Source organism: Vibrio sp. 10N.261.51.F11, assembly GCF_041471665.1.
GTDB classification, from domain to species: domain Bacteria; phylum Pseudomonadota; class Gammaproteobacteria; order Enterobacterales; family Vibrionaceae; genus Vibrio; species Vibrio crassostreae_C.
The window spans coordinates 90301-110181 of record NZ_JBFROW010000017.1 but is presented as its reverse complement, the minus strand read 5'-3'; the positions used below and the strand labels follow the sequence as shown (position 1 = coordinate 110181).

Sequence of the window (19881 nt, the reverse complement as noted above, 5' to 3'; positions counted from 1 at the left end):
ACGATAAAGTGATGCGATTGGTGCGCCCTACTTCAACTTCCTATCAAGTTTTTAATCCATTTTCTTGTTTTCATGCGATAGAGCGACCCGCCCCACTTGAGGACTTCTTCCGTTAGGAAAAGCAGATATACCCACTCAGGTGGAAACTTAAAATAGATAGCCGCGATGGCTGCCAATGGGATACCGATCACCCACTGAGCAATCAAATCTTGATAGAGGCAGAACTTCACATCACCACCCGCTCTCAACACCCCAACGATCACAGTCAATGGCACCGAGCGAATGACAATACCCACACAGAGGATCAGAATGAACTTCTCTGAGAGGGCTCTGGTTTCTTCCGTCAGTGCGCTAAAGGCATTAAGTATTGGCGTTTGAACGAAATAGAGAAAAACGGCTACAACAATACTAGTTAAGAAACACAAAATTGTTAAGCCAAGCGCTTGATAGTAAACCGCTTCATTGTTTTTCGCACCAAGTTGATTACCCACCAAAACAGCTGCCGCATTCGAAAGGCCAATCAATAAACTCAATGAGATAGATTCAACCGGCGTCATGACCGATAGCGCAGCCAGACCTTGAACGCCCGATTGCCCCATGATCGCGTGGTAAGCAAACAAACCACCCGCCCATGCTAAGAAGTTAAACGTGGTCGGCAGAGACAGCTTCAAGAAGCGAACCACCTTATCAATCGAAGCTGCCGCTTTAATATCGCAAAACTTAAATGCTAATAAATGCTTAGAGAAATAGAGATAACCAAACAAAGTCGCGACTTCAATCGCGCCACTCAGTACCGTCGCAATCGCCGCACCTTTGATTCCAAGCGCAGGAAAGCCTAAGTTACCGAAGATCAGCACCCAGTTTAAGAACACGTTAGACAGGATGCCGATACCGCTGAAAAATGTACTTAGCCCGGGTTTGTGCATCGCTCTCAAACCCACAGCCATACTGCTGACACACGATACCGCTAGCATGCTAAATGACGTAATTACGATGTATTCAACGCCTAAGTTGATGACCTCTTGAGAGTCGGTCGTCACGCCCATGATTTGTGCAGGAAATGAAACGAAAAACGCGATAGTCAGTAAAGCAAACAGTGTCGACACCAGCCACGTCAGCGCAGTGCTTTCTCTCACACCTTGTCTGTTACCCGCGCCCCAATATTGAGCAGTAAGAAGAGCACCGCCCGTGGTAACACCCACCAGCATAATGGTCGTCACGAACATCGCTCGGCTCGCCACACCCACAGCTGCGATGTCTGCTTCGCCAAGTTGGCCCAACATCAATACATCCACCAAGCCTCGGCTTGAAAACATAATGCTCTGCAAGGTGATAGGCAGTGCAATCGCAATAAGCCTGCGAACAAAATCACCTCGTGTGTGATGAATAATTGAAGAGAGCAACATAGAGAGATACCTAAACGGAACGTATTGATGAATAAAGATAAATATCGCGCTATTATATCAATGTTCGGTTTTTAACCACAGATATAAATGGAGTAACAATGAAGAAAGTACTGGTTTTAGGCGCTTCTGGATATGTTGGTTCGCAACTCCTCCCTCTCCTGCTTGAGCAAGGCTATCAAGTCACGGCAGCAGCAAGGCATATCGACTATTTAAAGGCACGGACCGAGCCTCACGAAAGCTTATCGCTTGAGTATCTTGATCTGGCCGATCAAGCTGCGACACAAGCCTTAGTCCCCGACTTTGATCTTATCTTCTTTCTCGTCCATGGCATGGCGGAAGGCCACGACTTTATCGATTATGAGCTGAACTTAGCCCGTAACTTTGTTTCTGCTCTTGGGCCAAAGAATCAACACGTCATCTACCTGAGTTCTTTACAGCCTCAGACTGGTGATTCAGAGCACCTTCAAGCGAGAAAGAAAACCGGCGAATTGCTTCGTAAAGGGCCTGTACCCGTTACCGAACTTCAAGCTGGCGTGATCATTGGCCCAGGATCTGCGGCATTCGAGATCATGCGAGATTTCGTGTACAACTTGCCGATTATGATTGCGCCAAAATGGGTTGACTCTAAAGCCAACCCGATTGCTTTGCAGAACCTGAACCACTATTTACTAAAACTCGCACAAGACACGCCTAGCGAAAGCCAAACCTTTGAGGTTGGCGGGCCGGATATTGTCTCTTACCGAAACCAATTTGCTCATATTGCTAAAACCGCCGATCGTCCACTCAAACTATGGGCGACATCGCTACTGACACCAAAGATTGCTTCATATTGGTTAGGTGTGGTGACTTCTGTACCGTCTAACATAGGTAGAGCACTACTTGCAGGCTTAAAGCACGACTTCATCGCCAGTTCGACCATCATTAGAGAAAAGTACCCTCAGAAGCTTATCTCGTTCGAAAATATGGTTGAGCAAGCGATTCATGCTGAAGGAAACTTTGTCAAAAGCAATGTATGGGGCTTTGATAAAACCGCATTCAAACGCTGGCAAGCTGGGTATGGCTATTACCCGAAGAAAACAGGCGCAAGTATCACCTCAAGCGCTTCATTGGAATCGCTTTGGCATGTTGCTCAGCAAATCGGAAGCCCGAAGCAAGGTTACTTCTTTGCTAACACTTTATGGCGCACACGCGAATGGTTGGATGTTCTTTTCGGTGGCGGTGTACCGGTTCGACAAATGCCAGAAGGGCCCAACCTAAAAGTCGGTGACAAAATCGATTCATGGAAGGTCATTCGCTGTGAAGAGAATCAGTTTTTATCCCTGCTTTTCGGTATGAAAGGCCCCGGTTTAGGGCGACTCGAGATTACCGTCTCTGACCACGGTGACTCTCGCGAGCTGAACATTTCAGCGTGGTGGCACCCTAAAGGCTTTCTAGGGTTACTGTATTGGTTTGCTATGATGCCAGCCCACCTGTTTATTTTTAAAGGCATGGTGAAGGCAATTGAGAAGCAGGCTAAAGAACAGGATTAAAAGCAGATGCGAGATTCGGGTAACGGGATGCGAAAAGACTTAACAGCAAGTTAGCGACACGCGCTATGAGAGACAAAAAAGAGCGGATAATTCCGCTCTTCGTATCTCTCATCTCGAATCCGCTATTAGCCGATAACGCTAATTGGGATCTCAGCCAGTTGGTTGCCTTGGTTAGCAGGGTAAACGATGTATTCACCGTGATACTTCACCGCAGACTTATAGTCCGTTACTTTGTGAAGCATGAAGCCCGCTTCCATCGCCGCTTGGATGAACTCAGCATGGTTGCCACGAACAAACCAGTTCATTGGCTTAACCATCAACTCCCCGTCGAAAGAGTCGTCACACTGTTTACCGCATAAAGCAAAAGAGTGCTCGCCATCGGTGAAGAATTGAATCTTGCCGCCAGTCGTTAGCTCGTCTTCACTCGATACGCTCCAACCCATCTCGTACATTTTGTCCATGAACGCTTCAACATCACTGTCTTTTAGCGTTTTAGGCTCTTCGCCTTCAGGGAAAAAACGTCCGTAAAACGCAGAAATACGTTTAAAGGTAAAAGTTAAATCAGAGTTGTTGCCTTTTGAGCGACCCTGTTTCTGCCAGCGAACTAAGTCAGGCACAATCACGCGATCATAAGCTTGAGATTTAATCGCTTTTGTTACCCAACGAACAAGATAAAGGTTGTTCGCTATAGGCGCGTCGATCGCTTTGCCAGACTTATGCAGAGCATATAGCTCGCCCAGCGCATCGTTCACTAACTTCTGAATTTCAATATAGTATTTTGACATTATGCCTTCTTTCCTAATGTCCAATATAGTAATGCTGACAGTATTGCACATGCTGCCATCACCATAGCCATTGGCCCTGCAGTGTCACTTGGTAGCATTGCAACAATTGCTCCCACCACAGAACCAGTACCAAATCTTAATGTGCCCGCAAGCGAAGATGCTGTGCCTGCCATATTCGGGTATCCGCTTAAAAGTAGCGCCATTGAGTTACTACCAATGGTAGACAGTGTGCCGATAAACAGCATCACGAATGGCACAATACCCCACAAACCGATATCTAACATCCAACCGACTAACAGACCTAAGCCCGCAAACAGTTGAATGGTTAAACCGACTCTGAGCATAGCGTGAGAGCCCACTTTCTTAACGACTCGACCGTTGATGCTCGTCATCAAGATCATAGCAACAATATTCAAGCCGAACAGGTAGCCAAACAGATCAGGGCGAACGCCATAGATATCGATGTAAACGAATGAACCTGCCGTTAAGAACGCAAACATCCCTGAAAATGAGAATGCACCAGAGAAAATCAGGCCCATCGCCGTTGGGTTCTTACACAGTCGAGCATAGTTACGAATCGTTGTTTTAAAGCGCAATGGTTGTCGGTTTTCTGCAGGAAGCGTTTCTGGGATCTTCATCGATACCGCCAGAATCACGATCACCGCAAAAATAGCCAGAACCCAGAAAATTGAACGCCAACCGAACCACAACGCTAAGTAACCGCCAATCATCGGAGCAACCAATGGCGCAACTGTCATCACCAAAGTAACGAAAGACATGGTTCTTGCGAAATCTTCACGATCGAACATATCTCTTACCACCGCTTGGATGATAACGGCCGCCGCAGCACCAGCAAAACCTTGAGCGGTACGGATGTAAGTCAGCGCTTCAATGCCATGAGTTGTCGCACTCACCATAGAAGCGATAGCAAACAAGAACACACCAATAAGCAGTACAGGCTTGCGACCATAGCTATCCGCCAACGGGCCATGCAGCAACTGCCCCAGCGCGAAACCTGCGGTATAGGCTGTTAGCGTGATTTGTACCTCACCCGCCGTCACACCAAGATCTTTAGCAATGGTCGGCATCGCTGGCAGATACATATCAATGGCTAGCGGAGTAAGTGCACCAATCGCACCTAGAATCAAAAACAGCACTAAGCCTAATTGAGGTGTTTCTAGTTGGGAGCTTTGGCTCTGTGAGGTCGATGTTTGCATGGTTCTCCGAATGTTCAACTGATAGAGCTAGGGACTAGCGTGAGTACGCGAGTCAAAGATTGGCTGAGACTTTCCTAGTACCAGTCAACATCATCAGCCGACGCTATCCATGGTCGGCTTTACAACGAAAGGGCTATTTCCAGAAAAAGTGGTCTCTTGTTAAGAACAATTTCTTGTTAAGAGCAACTTCTAGCTAAGGACTACTTCCAGATTGAATCGACTTCTTCTTGCGTTAGGTAACGGTATTCACCTAACTCTAAAGATTCGTCCATCTCAATTTCGCCAATACGTTCACGGTGTAGTGCTTCTACCTTGTTACCAAGAGCAGCAAACATACGTTTAACTTGGTGGTATTTGCCTTCGTGAATCGTTAGCAGCACTTCACGCTCTGCACGAACTTCTAGGTGTGCAGGAAGTGTTAGGCCATCTTCGCTCTTAAGCTGGATGCCCTCTTTGAATTTTTCAACGTAATCGTCTTCAACAGGTTCAACCAACCACACACGGTACGTCTTCTCGCACTTGTGCTTTGGCGAAGTGATACGGTGAGACCACTTACCATCGTCTGTAATCAACACAAGACCTGTTGTATCAATATCTAGACGACCAGCAAAGTGCAGCTTGTCCATTTTGATTTCATCAAGTAATTCAAACGCGATACGATTTGCGCCATCTTCATGCGAACAAACAAAGCCTTCAGGCTTATAAAGCATGATGTAACGTGGGCCGTGAACATTCAGTTCATTGCCTTGCCATTCGACAACGCACTCTTCAGTTACCTTGAGTGAACCGCTTTTTTGAATGACATCATTTACTGTCACTGCCTTGGATTTTAATAAGTGTGTTGCTTCTCTTCGAGTGACGCCTAATGCATCGCACAGAAATTTATCTAAACGCATGAATACCTCAACTAATCTAAGTCGGGTATTATAGTCACCTTTGCTCAATTAGTTGAGCTATTTCACACTATTTGTTTTCCTTCTTACAAGACGCGATATGTATACACTCCGCCCGTACCAAGCTGATTCTGTAAAATCAGTGATTCATTACTTCAGAAAACACCAAACTCCGGCAGTGCTCGTGCTTCCGACAGGTGCAGGAAAAAGCCTTGTGATTGCAGAGTTAGCAAGGCTTGCGAAAGGTCGAGTGTTGGTGCTTGCTCACGTAAAAGAGTTGGTTGAACAGAACCATGAAAAGTATGAAGGTTACGGGCTGAAAGGCTCGATTTTCTCTGCGGGTTTAGGACGCAAAGAGACCGACCAACAAGTCGTGTTTGCTTCGGTGCAATCTGTGGTGCGAAATCTCGATTCATTCTCTAACCAATTTTCGCTGTTGGTTATCGACGAATGCCACCGTGTTCCCGATGAAAAGACCAGTAGTTATCAGAAAGTCATCACTCACTTACGCGAGAATAATTCGGGCATCAAGGTGCTTGGATTAACAGCGACCCCATATCGTCTTGGGATGGGTTGGATTTATCAATACCACACTCGCGGTCAAGTGCGTTCAGATGAGCCACGTTTCTTCCGCGACTGTATCTTTGAGCTGCCGATTCGTTACCTGCTCGATGAAGGTTTCTTAACTCCTGCACGCATGATTGATGCACCCGTGTTGAGCTATGACTTTTCGCAGTTAAAGCCCGCGAGCACTGGTCGCTACAAAGAAGCAGAACTCGACATGGTGATCGAGCAATCGAAACGAGCGACCCCACAGATTGTCGATCAGATTATTCACCTAGCCCAAGATAAACTAGGCATCATGGTATTCGCTGCGACCGTTCGACACGCGCAAGAGATCCTCGGCTTATTGCCAGAAGGTGAAGCTTCAATTGTGATTGGTGATACACCAACTCTCGAACGTGACCAAATTATCAGCGACTTCAAAGAACGTAAAATCAAGTTTTTGGTTAACGTATCGGTATTAACCACAGGTTTTGATGCGCCACACGTCGATTTAATCGCGATTTTGCGCCCGACAGAATCCATCAGTTTGTATCAACAAATCGTTGGCCGTGGCTTACGCCTATCTCCGGGTAAAAAAGAGTGTTTGGTGCTCGACTATGCGGGCAACAGTTACGACCTCTACCAACCTGAGGTTGGCGACCCTAAACCCGATTCAGACAGTGAAATCATCACCATCCCTTGCCCTGCGTGCGGCTTCAATAATAACTTTTGGGGCAAGCTAGACAGCAATGGCTTCTTGCTTGAGCACTTTGGGCGCAAATGCCAAGGCTACTTTACCGATGAAGACACGGGCGAGCGCGAGCACTGTAATTATCGCTTCCGAGCGAAATATTGCGGTGAATGTGGTGCTGATAATGACATTGCTGCGCGCATTTGTCATGAGTGCGATGCAACCTTAGTCGACCCAGACAAAAAGCTAAAAGAAGCACTGAACCTAAAAGATGCCTTGGTATTTGAATGCTTGGAAATGGACCTCAACGTGCTTAAAGACGAGAAAGGTAAATCACAACTTAAGGTCACCTATCGCGGAGAAAACCAAGCGCAAGTGCATGAGTTTTGGTCATTAACCAGCAAAAAGCAGAAGCAGAACTTCAAAGACCAGTTTGTTCGCCCTCACCTTGCAGACAGACATCGCCCTTTCGAAGAAGCCTCACCGACGAAAGTGGTTGCTCACCAACATAGATTCCGCCCACCTCAATTCGTGATTGCCCGTAAAGTCGGACGCTTTTGGAAAATGAGAGACAAGATATTCGAAGACGAACTACAGCAGCGTTAAGGTTAAGAATAAAAGTAAGTCTTACGTTCTTAACACTCGGCAATTAATCTTATGTATTAAAGCCTGCGCCATTTAAGCGTTAAGTTTTTCGGTATCAAATTCTCATTATTAATCAGGTTCACTTTCTGTTCAGAATTACTTTTTTATACTGAACGCTATCAACCTTCTCTAGGATTCGCTATGTTTAGTAAAGCTATGATTTCTTTGTTTTCTATAAGCTTAGGCTTATTTGTTTCTGCTGGCGCATGGGCTGACTCACATCATAATGGTCATGAATTAGTGCAGGACGTTCATAAAGCAGGAACCAGCATCGAATTTGAAGAAGATCAAGACGAAGTCTATGAAGCCGTACGAGAAGGCTACATTCGCCCTTTCTCAGAAATGTATGCGGCGGTTGAAAACGATCTTCATGGCAGAATCATTAAAGTAGAACTAGAAGAAGATGACGACATTTGGGTGTATGAACTAAAAATCAATTACCAAAACAACATCATCAAAGTCGAATACAACGCTGAGACGTTAGAAATGCTTATGATCAAAGGCCGCAACTTTAAAGACGCAATTAAACACGGCGACTAGTTACGTACGACGAAGAGCTAAGCACGACGAACAGTCATTAGAAGAAATTAGAAGAACAATTATGAAAATTTTAGTCGTTGAAGATGAGCCTCGTTTGGGCCAACAAATTATTGAAACACTTGAGGGGGCCGACTGGGTTCCAGAGCTCTCTCAAGATGGCATCGACGCACTCTACCGTGCAACGTCAGAAGAATGGGACGCGATTGTCCTCGATTTAGGTTTACCTAAGCTTGACGGCCTAACGGTATTAAAAGGCATTCGAGACGAAAACATCAACACGCCAGTGATTATCTTAAGTGCTCGTGACACGCTAACTCAACGTGTTGAGGGCTTGAACGCCGGTGCTGATGACTACCTAACTAAGCCATTTGAGATGGTCGAGCTGATTGCCCGTATCCGAGCTCAACTGCGCCGAGCATCAGGCAGTGCTGCTCCGATACTTCAAATCGGTGATCTAAGCCTAGACACACGCAGTTCTAAAGTGTTGTGGCAAGGTCAAGCAGTTAGCCTCACGGCGCTGGAATATAAAGTTGTCGCGTACTTCATGCATAACCAAAACAAGGTTATCTCGCGCACTGAGTTGGTTGAGCATATCTACAAGCAAGACTTCGACCGAGACTCAAACACGGTTGAAGTGTTCATCGGTCGTATTCGTAAGAAAATCGCACCAAAGATCATCAAAACCGTTCGTGGCCTTGGCTACCAACTGAATGCTGAATAGCTCAGTCGTCAATCACGCCAAGAGCAACCATTAATTAAGTGGACAGCCTGTTCTGATCATCGCAATACGATAAGTTACGATGAGCAAAGGCAGGTTGGAAATGCATGAATCTAAAGAAACGAACACTTAAAAACATCAGTTTAAAAAGCCGCTTGCTCCTTGCTGCGGCTTTTTGGCTAGGTGCGATGATATTAGCGGCTGGTGTCGGGATTCCGAAACTGGTTAACGACTACCTCGTCGATGACATGAAGCAGCAGCTTGGCTTAACCATGGATGAGTTAACCGCCAATATCGAAACCAATGACAGTGGTAACCTGATCATGGCAGAGCGTCTGTCTGATCCTAGGTTCAACCAGCCCTACAGTGGTATTTATTGGCGCGCCGCTACCCAAGAGCAGATCATTCGATCTCGCTCGCTATGGGATAAAGACCTCACCATCAAGCGTTCACCGATTCACACATCAGTCAAAGGGCCAGAGAAAGAAAAGCTGATTTACATCGAGCAAGATATCTACCTGCCTGAACTGAGCGACCCTGTCACGATCACCATTGGTATTGATGAAGATCCATTAGAATCCACACTGACAGAGCTTACTGGTCAAGTCTGGTTGATCCTAATGTTGCTGTTTGTTGGCGTGCTGATGTTGATCGGTATTCAAGTCAGTTGGTCGTTATTACCGCTCAGCAAGATGCAACGCGAACTGGTAATGCTAAGAAACGGCGAGCAACAAGGGTTAAGCGATAACTACCCGAAAGAGGTTTCTCCATTAGTCTCTGACCTCAATGCCCTGCTCTTTCACTATCAAGAGTTATTAGAACGAGCTCGTAACCACGCGGGTAACTTATCTCATGCGTTGAAAACACCGCTTTCAGTTCTAAAAAATGAGATAGAGCGACTTCCAGAGGATGACAAGGCACTGCTGCAACAGCCCATTCATCAGATTCAAAGCCAAATTGATTATCACCTTGGCCGCGCTCGTATGGCAGGTGCAATGAACATTCTTTCGGTGAAGTCTTCACCTTGTGAGCGTGTCGAAGCTATCTCAATGGCGTTTGATAAAGTCTACGCTGCCAATGAAGTCACCATGATTAACGAGCTAGACTCTGAGATTGAAGTGGCAGTAGAAAAAACCGACCTTGATGAAATGGTCGGCAACCTACTCGAGAACAGTTACAAGTGGGCGGGCAGCATTATTCGCGTCCATGCAAATGAACTCGACGATGGCAACATAGAGTTGGTGATTGAAGATGATGGCCAAGGCATTCCTGAAGAGAAGCTTGAGCAAGTGACCAAACGTGGCGTCCGACTTGATGAAACCACACCAGGAACAGGCTTAGGGCTTAATATCGTAAATGAAATGGCACACAGTTACCGAGGCAGCCTAACGCTCAGCAAGAGCTCAATGGGCGGCTTAAAAGCTTCTCTGGTGCTTAAAGTAAGTAAAGGCTGAACAAGCTAAGTAAAAGTTAAACACAATAAGCCCTAACGTAATGCTAGGGCTTAATTCTATCGACCTTATATACAACTCTATATATCGTTAACAGCAACATCCAAAGTTTGTGAATTATCACTAAGGGTCGTTGCTCCAATCGTTAATACCCGGCCATCAGTGTAATAGTCATGATCGTCATTGATCACTTCCACCGTTGCTAATGGGTACTTGTCTAACTCGATGTCTGGTAGTAACGTTCGTATCTGATTAGCAAGCCGATCTCGCTCTTCATCAACATTAGGGTCAATGTTATGAAGCACGGTCACAATGCCTGAGTAAGGCGTGACTTTAAGGCCATCATCATAGCTAATTGCGCCTAACCACTGAGGCTGGTTAGTTTTAATATCAACACCTGCACGCCACCAACGAATATGGCTGCGCTTCATCAGGTTACCCGGCAATTGAAAAGCCATATCTTGCGGCTTGTCTCGCCAATATAAATCAGACACTGGCGGCGTTTTTTCTCTAAGCAATGCGAGATAACCAACCCATTCAATCTCATTTCGAGAGAAGGTTTGATTCTCTATCCAGCCTAATTGCTTCATTAAGTCTCTTGGGGTTGCTCCAACATAAATTACGTTGATCGCTTGCGCCGAGTAGAACGAAGATTTACCGGGGAACGCTTTATAGGTAACCGAGTTCCAGTCGACTTTGTTTATTTGAGCCGTCTCTGGTTGATTCTGAAAGTCATCCGCTTTCCAGAAAAAGTGAGCGTAGTTCGCAAACAATACCCACGCCAACAACAGCGCACTAGACTTAAGTACTAAGCATCGCCACTTCATTCGGTAACCGATAATGGTGAAGACTAATACCGCGAACACACCAACGATCAAGCTATTATGCTCCGAGATAAATATCTTAAGGCTATTAAGCCACGGGAAGTTTTCAACGCCGTGCGCCAGTAACATGCCCCAAGCAATGAACTGCCCTCCACCAAGGGCCAAACCGATAAACGCCAACACACTAAAATTACGCCACGGTACACGATGCGAGCCAGCTATAAATGGCACAACCCAAGCGATAGGCCCTAATAAACGAGCAAAAAGAATGATGTATGTGCCTTTGCGAGCAACCAGATAGCGGCAGCGCGCAATTAATCTTTTGGTTTTAGGGCGAAACTTAATGAGCCTTCGTTGCACCTTAACACCGTATTTATAACCAATGAAATAACTGAGTTGATCACCAAGCAAACCACCTAGCATCACCAAAACCAACGCCATCCATGCACCTGAATACAGTTGAAAGCCCGCTGCGATAAAGAACGGCTCTCCCGGTACAAATAGGTTTGGGCCAATGAGAGCATCACCCAATGCTCCCAGAAACAACCCTAGTCCATCAAACATAACAACCTCAACGCTTACTGTTCTTTGTAGTGACCAAACTTGTAGTTCATCTCGTTATTACGCATTTCTCCTTTAAAGAAGCGTCTTACATTGGCTTTAAGATAAGTAGAGCCTGTCTTCACAACGCCATCTTGGTCTAAGCGACGTGGGTCAAAACCAAAAGTCATATTTAGGAATCTAAATCGCCATGTTTTGCTCGCACGTTTTACGTAGTCACAATCTTCACACAGGACGATCTCTTCATCAAAACCGCCGATCTCATCATGCGCCCGTTTAGTCGAGAAAATACATGCGCCAATCGCCGTCGGGAAAAAGAACTGAGTAGTAAACAAGCCTGCGTTAAATAGCCCGTAACCAAACTTGTGTACAAGCGGCAAACCTTTCGAGCTCATGTACACACCCGCCACTTCAAGCTTCTTCTCTTCTAGTTCATAAAGCGCTTTCGCAAGGAAGTTTCGAGGCAAGCTCACGTCAGCATCTAAGAAAAGGATTCGGTTGTATTGCGCCAATGAAGCACCCGTGTTTCGGCCAAGGCTCACACCACGGTTTTCCATGTGATGCACCGTTAATTTTGGCAACGCGTTTTCATAAGCTTGCGCCACTTCTCTGGTGTTATCTTCACTGTTCGAGTCGACAACAATCACTTCAAACTCTTGGTGGGTTTGCACGCTCAACTCTTCCATTAAGCGGCTAATGCGTTTCTCTTCGTTTAGCGTAATTACGACAAGGCTTACCGGTTTCATATTTTCACCTATTCATTCTGCTGTTTAATTAACACTAAGATTAACGAACTAAGACTTAACCAAGTCTTAGGCAAACATTCATTTTCCGTTCATTAACTTGATGATTTAGCAGTGATATAAATAGATAAGGATTGCGATGTAAAAGGGAGTAAAATGCGCTAAACAAGCGTTAGCGAACGTTTTATCTCCAAACGAACCCATTATCGAAGGAAATTCACTTTGAGATGGGCTTCTGACTTGCTCATATTGGAATGTGATGTTAGTATCCGCGCTCGCTTAAGCATGAACTTTTATGTTTAAGCATTACCACACACTCAAGGTCGCATTGAGGTGTGAAGTTAATTTTTACTAATTTGAGAGTAAAACTATGAAATTTGAAGCAGTAGTACGTACTGAACTAGGTAAAGGTGCGAGCCGCCGCCTACGTCACGCTGGTAAATTCCCAGCTGTAATCTACGGTGGCGAAGCTGAAGCTGTAGCTATCGAACTTGTTCACGCTGACGTGATCAACCAAATGGACAAGCCTGAATTCTACGAAGCAATCACTCTACTGATTGACGGCGCAGAAGTTAAGGTTAAGCCACAAGACGTTCAACGTCACGCGTTCAAGCCAAAAGTTGAGCACATGGACTTCATCCGCATCTAATTCCCTACCAAGGAATAAGATTGGATTAATCCAGCCTTCTGCATAGAAAAGATAATCGATCTTACCAGTCGAGAAATCTAGAAATTCGAAACCCCGATGCTACCAACATCGGGGTTTCACCGTTTTTGAGCCCTCAAAAAACGTCCAAAACATCTTATCGAATCCAAACTAAAGATACCTACCCACGCGCTCTACTTCTTTCAAAGCAATACCATCGGCTGCTATACCAACAGGAGCTGAACCTTGTGAATACCACTTAACATCATCAGTCTCTTGAGCGGTGATATCTCCTTTCCAGTCACTCACGATAAAATAATGAATCAACTGAAGTTCCTTCGTAGGATGGTAAAGCGAACACAAGTATTGGTAATCAATCGGAACAACATTAAGCTCTTCATCAAGTTCACGAAACAGCGCCTGAACCTGGTTTTCACCGTGTTCAATATGGCCGCCAGGTATAGTGATTAAACCGGGATCGGTCTCCCTAGACTCACTACGCTTTTCTAGTAATACCTGCGATTCCTTCAGCATGATAAAAGAAACACACTCGTGGACATCCATCTAATTTTCCTAAAGCCGTTACAAAGGTAGTTAAGTTTGTTGTTCTAGCTTGTGTTAATGCTTAATTTACAACAAGCTTTTTACTCAGCCTTTCATACAATTCAAAAGCTTCTGTTTTAGATATCAAATTTCCGAGAGCGTATTGATGAGCTAGCTCAATATCGTCGCTTTGATTGGAGTAATAGCGCTTGGCGACTGCAGCGCACTGGCTCAGATTGGTGTACCAACTGCCGTCTTGCTCAGCCACAAAATAATACGCCGCTCGCACTAACTTTTTACCAATTACCTTAACGATATCCGCATCAGTCATTGTTTTGAAACTCGAGGGCATTTGCTCAAGAAAAGTAGACAAGTCACCATTGAGAGCTTGAGCGATTTCAATGCTTGGTTTGTATAGTGGGAACTCATTAGATAAATCATTCCCCCAAACACAACAGCAGCAATGCTTGATCCAAAAGTGCCAGTGATACTTTTCCGTGGGTTGCAGAACATCCCGCAGGAAGCCAGGATCGATATCAAGCTTGGTCACTTGCGGATAGGTTTGGGGTATGGTGCCGGAAAGTAGGTTAAATACTTCCTTTTCTCTCTGACCAACAGGCGTAGCGAGTACGATAGAAACATCCAAATCAGAGCGACCAACAATGGCCGTTCCTCTAGGCACGCTTCCATACAAGTAGATACCATCAACTTGACTTGGAAGTTCTCTTAGCAACGAATCAACGACTGCTGACACCACTTCTTGAAATTCAGGCGCAATGTTCTTTGGCGAATAAAGATTTTGAATGAACCCTTCTCGATCGAGCCCTCTATCTAGCTTCTGCATACCACTTTCCATCACTAAGCCTTTTTCCAATCAGAACGTAGAACCGCCAACACAACTGTATCCCACCATTGACCTTTGAAGAATCGATGATCTTTAAAACACGCTTCTTGTTTCATTCCTAGTGACTTACATAATTTAATCGCAGCCAAGTTCTTGCTGATGGTTTCAGCGTAGATACGGTGTATGCCTAACTCTGAGAAACCAAAATCAGCGAGGGCTTCAGAAGCTTCTATAGAAAGCCCTTTTCCCTGAATTTCCCTTGAGAAAGCACAGCCCATTGAAGCTTGTTTATCGCGTTCAAGACGTAAACAAACGGTTCCAATAAACTTCCCCGAATCTTTGCTTTCAACCGCTAGCTGATAGGACTGGCGTGGTACTTCCAAAGCCTGTGCAACAAACAACTGGGTTAGCTCTCGATATTTGTTAGGTTCACAATCACTTTCATCATAGAAACGCTGATACTTAGCGTCTTGAGACATCGCAACAAAGGCACACTCGTCTTCGAGACTCATATCTCGAAGAATCAACCTGTCAGTTTCCAGCTTAAACATCAAAATTCCTTTTTATCTTATAGCCTTGAAAGGAAAAGTCTCGGAGGTGTTTACTCGTATACTTTCCCGTTATGCTTCAACCAACCATGAGTGTGATGATTACGAGGGTCTTTGTGCGTCCAGTGCATTACGCCACCTTTCTTGTTCCATTCATATTCACCATAAAATTCAACTCGATCGCCCTTTGCCAGTCCCTGAACACGAGGCGCTAAGTCAATATTATGTGCGACTAACAAGGTTTGTCCGCTATCGAGTCGCAAAATGAATTTCTGATGTCGAGAGCCTTTATTATCATCAGGAAGTACTCGATACACCGTACCCGATCCGCGCACCTGAACGTCGCTTTGGTGATTTTCGTAAGCTTGCTTAAGTCGCGTATCATTCGCTTGAACATGACTGATGCCGAAGCTAAGCAGCACTATAAGTAGAGCGAAAAATTGTTTCATTCCTTTCATTTCCCATATCTGTGTGTTGATTTGGGATACTGGTTGGGCATCCCCTCTTTTAACAATGCTTGTACTGAGTTGGACAATAACCTCTCGAAACGTCCGAACTGCGTAGTTTTACATGCTTGGTCGAGCGCCCAGAAACACGTGAGCGCCACAGCTTAAAACTGCCAAGCTTGAGATGGCTACGCATAAAACGAATCACTTGCGATTCATTTAAACCAAATTGGTGCTCTATTGCCTCAAATGGCGTTCGGTCTTCCCACGCCATTTCAATAATTCTTGATTCATTCTCTTTGGATAACATCATACATATTCTTCCTTAATAAACTGGGAGAAATACGCTCGTTCCAAATTTAAAGATCACAGGACAAACACTTTGAATTGAACGCGTTATAACGTTCGATAAAACAACAGGCTACCAACTAGGCAATCATGGGGTTAAATAAGCTTGTGCGAACTCTCTAAGCACTCTCGCATTATTGTGGTATTTGCTATCCCCGCACTTTGTGCCATCTACTCTGATGTCCGGGCTGGAATAAGCAGGTATAACATCTCGCTCATAAGACATCACTGTTCCTCTATCAGCACAAATTGTACCGAAGGAATATTGAGGAGCTCTTGGATACGTTCCAGAAATGTAACTTTCTATACTATCAAAATCTTTCAATAACGTTTTATAGTCATGATTAGCACCACTTAAATGGCCAATTTCATGCTCCATTAAGTAATCAGGGCAGTTTATCGCTAAAGAAAAAAAGTAGGATACCGAAGAAGACATACCACAATAATCAGACTCAAAGCTAAAATTATAATTAGAAAATACTATCCCAGTAAAAATGGGGACGCCGTCTTCTGTTGTTTCTGGAATCGGTTCTTCCATCGAGAGTTTTAATAACCTCTCTGCTGCGCCCAAATCTTGAAACCAAAGGCTGTCGATTTCAGACGTATAAGTCACCTTAGTGACTTTTCTCGTCATAGGGACGCAGGAGTTTTTTAACACCAGATTCGAATAGCTTTCCCATGTCGCTATTTTAGAGGCTATAAATGCTTTGGAATATTCATCTAACACCGATTCATCAACATAAAGGTGGATTTCTGTATTCAAAACCTCGCTCTGTACACAAGTAGGAAACTCGATGCTTTGAGCATTGGAGAGTCGACTATTGCTCAACACTATAATCAAAACACAACCAACTAACTGGATGAGCCTTTTAAAAGAACTCTCACTGACTCGTGTATTCATTTCCACCCTCTCCCTATATTCAAAACCACAAAGAGCATCAAAAACGCCGTGACTTAAGATTCATATCAACCCCCATTACACATATAAGCATTGGCCTCTCAAAGTAACCTGCACTACCTGTGTTTTTCAGAAAATAAAAAGCTCGCCATACAATGACGAGCCTTGTTGATTATGGGAGCTTAACGCTTATAAGACCTTAACCTTAACAGATCTAGCCACTAAGACAGCTGATCGCGTAAAGCCAATTCAACGTTTTTCAATACTTTGAACTCTTCTCGAGTACAACCGCGCGCCACGGAAACCCAATGGTCGCCAGTTTCATCGACCCCTTTAAACTCTGCACGCAACTCATATCGTCGCCATGTAACAAACGCCAAAATAAAGGTCAGTGCAAGCATTGGTAAACCGAACTGAGGAACAAATGCCCAAGTCGCCGCCGAGAGGACTAAAGCCAACGAAACGATATTGATTGCGTTTTCTTTAAGACCCAATTGACGAATTTCTAACTGTTTGATTTTACGTAAGCTATACACATCTTTTTTAACTCGGAGTTCATCAGAACCCACCAGAAAGTCTGATGCTTTGTATGACCTACGAAGTCGCACTAAATTCGCTAACCTGTTGCGTGTTTGGTTCTTATTCATCGCCTTTCTCCATGTTATTTAAAGGTTAGTAAAAACTAATATAATCATGAAGTTAATGAACGAATGCTTGTTTTATAAATCAAGCCAATATTAAAATCAAGCCTATGCAATTAATAACAATTATAACAACACCACTTAGCATATAAAATTCAAATAAAAAGAAGGCTTATTGAGGAGTCTACTCATCGTAAATCGATGTACTTTAGTTAAGTGAGATATAGGCCGATAATATTTCCAATAACCGACCAAACATACCAAACGGCGGGCATAATTCCTCCTGCTTTGTAACCACTTATTTCAACGCGATTTTTGCGACAAACTTCGTGTTCAAGGAATGCTGAACAGTGGTCACATAACGCTCCACTTGTCATAGGTCGCATAACTCCCTTGCCCACTATCCATCCGGCTTTTAAATACCTGAATCACTCAATTGAACATATCAATATAGCTTATCGATTAAGCAATTGATCTCATAATGTAGAGTCTGTACGCTTACACTATGCACACGGTTACCTAATGAAGATCACGATGAACGAACTACTGACATGCGGTATGGAACAGAAACAACGAACAACGGTGACGAGTTTATTCGCAAGAAATGGATTTAAGATCGCAACGACTGACTTTGATGATGTGACTTTCGAACGTGAAAATGTGTTGGTCAACGTTCGATTTGATTCCTCTTCTAACGTTGAATCGATTTCAACTCTAAACAACTAACGAGCTCACAAGCAGGTCGCTAAAATAATTGAATGGCCAACATTCGAGTCATTTTAGCGTATCTTGCAACCTGCCCTTTTCTACTTCATCCCCACCCTCTTCTCTTCCAAAAGCCACCGAGTGACAATTAAATCAATAACTCGCAATTCCATGATCTTGGCTTATATTTATTAATACCCTTTGAAAAAAAATTCGAAATGATGCCTATGTTCCTAACTCGGTTAATTTATGTCAGTACGCTCTGTGAAAGTTGCGATTCTCAGGCTTTGAACGACATTCTTCAGATTTCACACGACCGCAATAAGCAAAGCCATTTAACAGGCCTTCTAAGCCACAATGATAAGTATTTCCTGCAATGTATTGAAGGTTCGAGAACCGCAGTGAACCATACTTACAATCATATCTTGAATGACACGCGACACAAAAACGTCATGATTTTATATTTCAAAGAGATCGATTGTAGGCAGTTTGGTGATTGGTCTATGGGTGATATTCCACAATCTAGCCTAACTGAACTGGTTAATTTACAGTTTTCAACATCAGACCAGTTCAACCCGTATGAGATGTCAGGAGAAAGTGCCTACCGAATGCTTCTGGAATTGAAACAGAATTTGCCATCAGAATAGCTCTTCGACCCAACTTAATCCGTAGAGCAAGCAACAAAAAGCCCCAACGTATGGGGCTTTTTGCGTTTTATTGTAAAGGCAACTATTCGTTATTCTTCGGTGAACTCTAATCGCTCTCGCTGCTCACCGCTTCTTGTTCACTGCCAGCAAGAGCTTGCTGTTCGGCGGTAATATCAGATTCTTTGAACACAATGAACGCGCGGCGGTTTAATGCATCGGCTTTTTCAGAGCGTTCATTAATCGCAGGCTGCAACTTACCAAATGACTTCACTTCCCAGATAAACTGCTTAGGATCGAGTTTGGTTTTGAGGTATTCAACCACCGTTTCTGCGCGGCGCTCTGCCAGCTTTTCATTGTAAGAAAGTGAACCCGATTGGTCGGTGTGCCCTGCCACCATTATGCTGCCTTGCAGGCCGCTCAACTTCGTTGTGAAGTCATCTAACTGAGTTAGATCTTCTTGCTTGAGTACTGACTTATCGAAATCGAAGTGTGGCGTCATTGCCATATAAACTTTACGTTCTGGTTTTGGTGGCTCACAGAAAGGCATCTCTTCGTACTTCTGAGCTTCTTCAAACACAATAAATGCACGGCGGTTCTCCGCTCGGTCTTTATCTGTCTTACCAAACAGAAGAGGTTGAGTCTCACCAAGATGTTTCACTTCCCAGTCATATTGCGTTGGGTCTAGTTGCCCTTTCAAATAATCTGCGACCGATTTGGCACGGCGCTGTGAAAGACGTTCGTTGTATTCCAGAGAACCTTTGTAATCAGTATGGCCGACAATCGTGATACGCCCTTTGAGGCCTCTGATCTCTTTAACAAAGGTATCCAAGTTGATCTTATCGAGGTCGCGTAATTGGTATTTATCAAACGCAAAATGCTCTGCGATGGCGATGTGCACCTCACGCTCTGGCGCCAAACACTCGCTGATTAAAAACTTAGACACATCGATGCCTGCGAACTTGTCTCGGTTCTCCTGGCTCACATAGGTGTCGGTTGCACAGCCGGACAGCAGCAAAGTACTCATCACTGCGCTTATTAGGAAAATAATTGTTTTCATCTTACTCTT

22 protein-coding genes are annotated in these 19881 nt (G+C 44.4%); 8 read left to right on the top strand and 14 right to left on the bottom strand.

All coding sequences use genetic code 11. The features are described from left to right. Positions 1–32 precede the first annotated feature (32 nt). Complete coding sequence (locus tag AB4351_RS06245) at positions 33–1406, bottom strand: MATE family efflux transporter (protein WP_017060384.1); 1374 nt, start codon at positions 1404–1406, stop codon at positions 33–35. Positions 1407–1504: 98 nt separating this feature from the next. Here AB4351_RS06245 and AB4351_RS06240 point away from each other — a divergent pair, with 98 nt between their 5' ends. After that, entirely contained in the window at positions 1505–2935 is a 1431-nt protein-coding gene (locus tag AB4351_RS06240; protein WP_017065397.1) for a DUF2867 domain-containing protein, read from the top strand. 125 nt (positions 2936–3060) lie between these two features. Here the strand turns inward: AB4351_RS06240 and AB4351_RS06235 are convergent, their stop codons facing one another. The 3 genes from AB4351_RS06235 to rsuA all read right to left on the bottom strand — a co-directional run bounded on the left by AB4351_RS06235 (position 3061) and on the right by rsuA (position 5833). Further along, the gene (locus AB4351_RS06235; RefSeq protein WP_017060382.1) at positions 3061–3720 is read right to left on the bottom strand and encodes a DUF2913 family protein; all 660 of its coding nucleotides are present in this window, start codon (positions 3718–3720) and stop codon (positions 3061–3063) included. Further along, positions 3720–4937 carry a Bcr/CflA family multidrug efflux MFS transporter gene (locus AB4351_RS06230; RefSeq protein ID WP_372125372.1) on the bottom strand — a complete coding sequence of 406 codons (1218 nt, stop codon included), beginning with the start codon at positions 4935–4937 and terminating at the stop codon, positions 3720–3722. Before AB4351_RS06230 ends, AB4351_RS06235 begins: the two co-directional genes overlap by 1 nt. 200 nt (positions 4938–5137) lie before the next feature. After that, positions 5138–5833, bottom strand: coding sequence for a 16S rRNA pseudouridine(516) synthase RsuA (gene rsuA / locus AB4351_RS06225; RefSeq protein WP_017060380.1), 696 nt, complete (start codon positions 5831–5833; stop codon positions 5138–5140). 97 nt (positions 5834–5930) lie between these two features. Between rsuA and AB4351_RS06220 the strand changes: the two genes are divergently transcribed. The 4 genes from AB4351_RS06220 (at position 5931) to AB4351_RS06205 (ending at position 10424) form a co-directional block, all read left to right on the top strand. Beyond that, positions 5931–7673: a DEAD/DEAH box helicase gene (locus AB4351_RS06220; protein WP_017066075.1), complete on the top strand. Its 1743-nt coding sequence runs from the start codon at positions 5931–5933 to the stop codon at positions 7671–7673. Positions 7674–7853: 180 nt separating this feature from the next. After that, complete coding sequence (locus AB4351_RS06215; protein WP_017066076.1) at positions 7854–8252, top strand: PepSY domain-containing protein; 399 nt, start codon at positions 7854–7856, stop codon at positions 8250–8252. Positions 8253–8313: 61 nt separating this feature from the next. After that, positions 8314–8973: a response regulator transcription factor gene (locus AB4351_RS06210; protein ID WP_017060377.1), complete on the top strand. Its 660-nt coding sequence runs from the start codon at positions 8314–8316 to the stop codon at positions 8971–8973. A gap of 104 nt (positions 8974–9077) precedes the next feature. Next, a complete protein-coding gene (locus tag AB4351_RS06205) occupies positions 9078–10424 on the top strand; it encodes an ATP-binding protein (protein WP_017068035.1) in 1347 nt (448 codons plus the stop codon). Positions 10425–10501: 77 nt separating this feature from the next. Here AB4351_RS06205 and AB4351_RS06200 read toward each other — a convergent pair whose 3' ends face one another. Together AB4351_RS06200 and AB4351_RS06195 are read right to left on the bottom strand one after the other, a co-directional pair. Further along, the gene (locus AB4351_RS06200) at positions 10502–11809 is read right to left on the bottom strand and encodes an LssY C-terminal domain-containing protein (RefSeq protein WP_017070602.1); all 1308 of its coding nucleotides are present in this window, start codon (positions 11807–11809) and stop codon (positions 10502–10504) included. 14 nt (positions 11810–11823) lie between these two features. Further along, positions 11824–12552, bottom strand: coding sequence for a glycosyltransferase family 2 protein (locus AB4351_RS06195; RefSeq protein WP_372125370.1), 729 nt, complete (start codon positions 12550–12552; stop codon positions 11824–11826). A 367-nt stretch (positions 12553–12919) separates the two neighbouring features. Between AB4351_RS06195 and rplY the strand changes: the two genes are divergently transcribed. After that, a complete protein-coding gene (rplY, locus tag AB4351_RS06190; RefSeq protein ID WP_017060373.1) occupies positions 12920–13198 on the top strand; it encodes a 50S ribosomal protein L25 in 279 nt (92 codons plus the stop codon). 168 nt (positions 13199–13366) lie between these two features. Here the strand turns inward: rplY and AB4351_RS06185 are convergent, their stop codons facing one another. The 7 genes from AB4351_RS06185 to AB4351_RS06155 form a co-directional block, all read right to left on the bottom strand. Continuing rightward, positions 13367–13759: an NUDIX hydrolase gene (locus AB4351_RS06185; RefSeq protein WP_372125369.1), complete on the bottom strand. Its 393-nt coding sequence runs from the start codon at positions 13757–13759 to the stop codon at positions 13367–13369. A 61-nt stretch (positions 13760–13820) separates the two neighbouring features. Further along, complete coding sequence (locus AB4351_RS06180) at positions 13821–14582, bottom strand: nucleotidyltransferase domain-containing protein (RefSeq protein WP_372125367.1); 762 nt, start codon at positions 14580–14582, stop codon at positions 13821–13823. Positions 14583–14596: 14 nt separating this feature from the next. Continuing rightward, complete coding sequence (locus AB4351_RS06175; protein WP_102320615.1) at positions 14597–15133, bottom strand: GNAT family N-acetyltransferase; 537 nt, start codon at positions 15131–15133, stop codon at positions 14597–14599. Positions 15134–15183: 50 nt separating this feature from the next. Continuing rightward, the gene (locus AB4351_RS06170; RefSeq protein WP_102320616.1) at positions 15184–15579 is read right to left on the bottom strand and encodes a DUF3465 domain-containing protein; all 396 of its coding nucleotides are present in this window, start codon (positions 15577–15579) and stop codon (positions 15184–15186) included. 58 nt (positions 15580–15637) lie between these two features. Continuing rightward, positions 15638–15889 (bottom strand): TIGR03643 family protein, encoded by a 252-nt coding sequence (locus AB4351_RS06165; protein ID WP_017091136.1) that lies wholly within the window; start codon positions 15887–15889, stop codon positions 15638–15640. 123 nt (positions 15890–16012) lie between these two features. Then, positions 16013–16825 carry a hypothetical protein gene (locus AB4351_RS06160; RefSeq protein ID WP_017065382.1) on the bottom strand — a complete coding sequence of 271 codons (813 nt, stop codon included), beginning with the start codon at positions 16823–16825 and terminating at the stop codon, positions 16013–16015. Positions 16826–17043: 218 nt separating this feature from the next. After that, positions 17044–17469, bottom strand: coding sequence for a hypothetical protein (locus tag AB4351_RS06155; protein WP_372125363.1), 426 nt, complete (start codon positions 17467–17469; stop codon positions 17044–17046). Between the two features lie 528 nt (positions 17470–17997). On the opposite strand from AB4351_RS06155, the gene AB4351_RS06150 reads away from it, so the two are divergent. Continuing rightward, a complete protein-coding gene (locus AB4351_RS06150; protein ID WP_017065380.1) occupies positions 17998–18189 on the top strand; it encodes a hypothetical protein in 192 nt (63 codons plus the stop codon). A 206-nt stretch (positions 18190–18395) separates the two neighbouring features. Then, positions 18396–18815 carry a BLUF domain-containing protein gene (locus tag AB4351_RS06145; RefSeq protein ID WP_017067227.1) on the top strand — a complete coding sequence of 140 codons (420 nt, stop codon included), beginning with the start codon at positions 18396–18398 and terminating at the stop codon, positions 18813–18815. 106 nt (positions 18816–18921) lie between these two features. On the opposite strand, the gene AB4351_RS06140 is transcribed toward AB4351_RS06145, so the two are convergent. Continuing rightward, positions 18922–19872, bottom strand: a complete 951-nt coding sequence (locus AB4351_RS06140; RefSeq protein WP_372125361.1) for an OmpA family protein — start codon at positions 19870–19872, stop codon at positions 18922–18924. Positions 19873–19881: the final 9 nt, after the last annotated feature.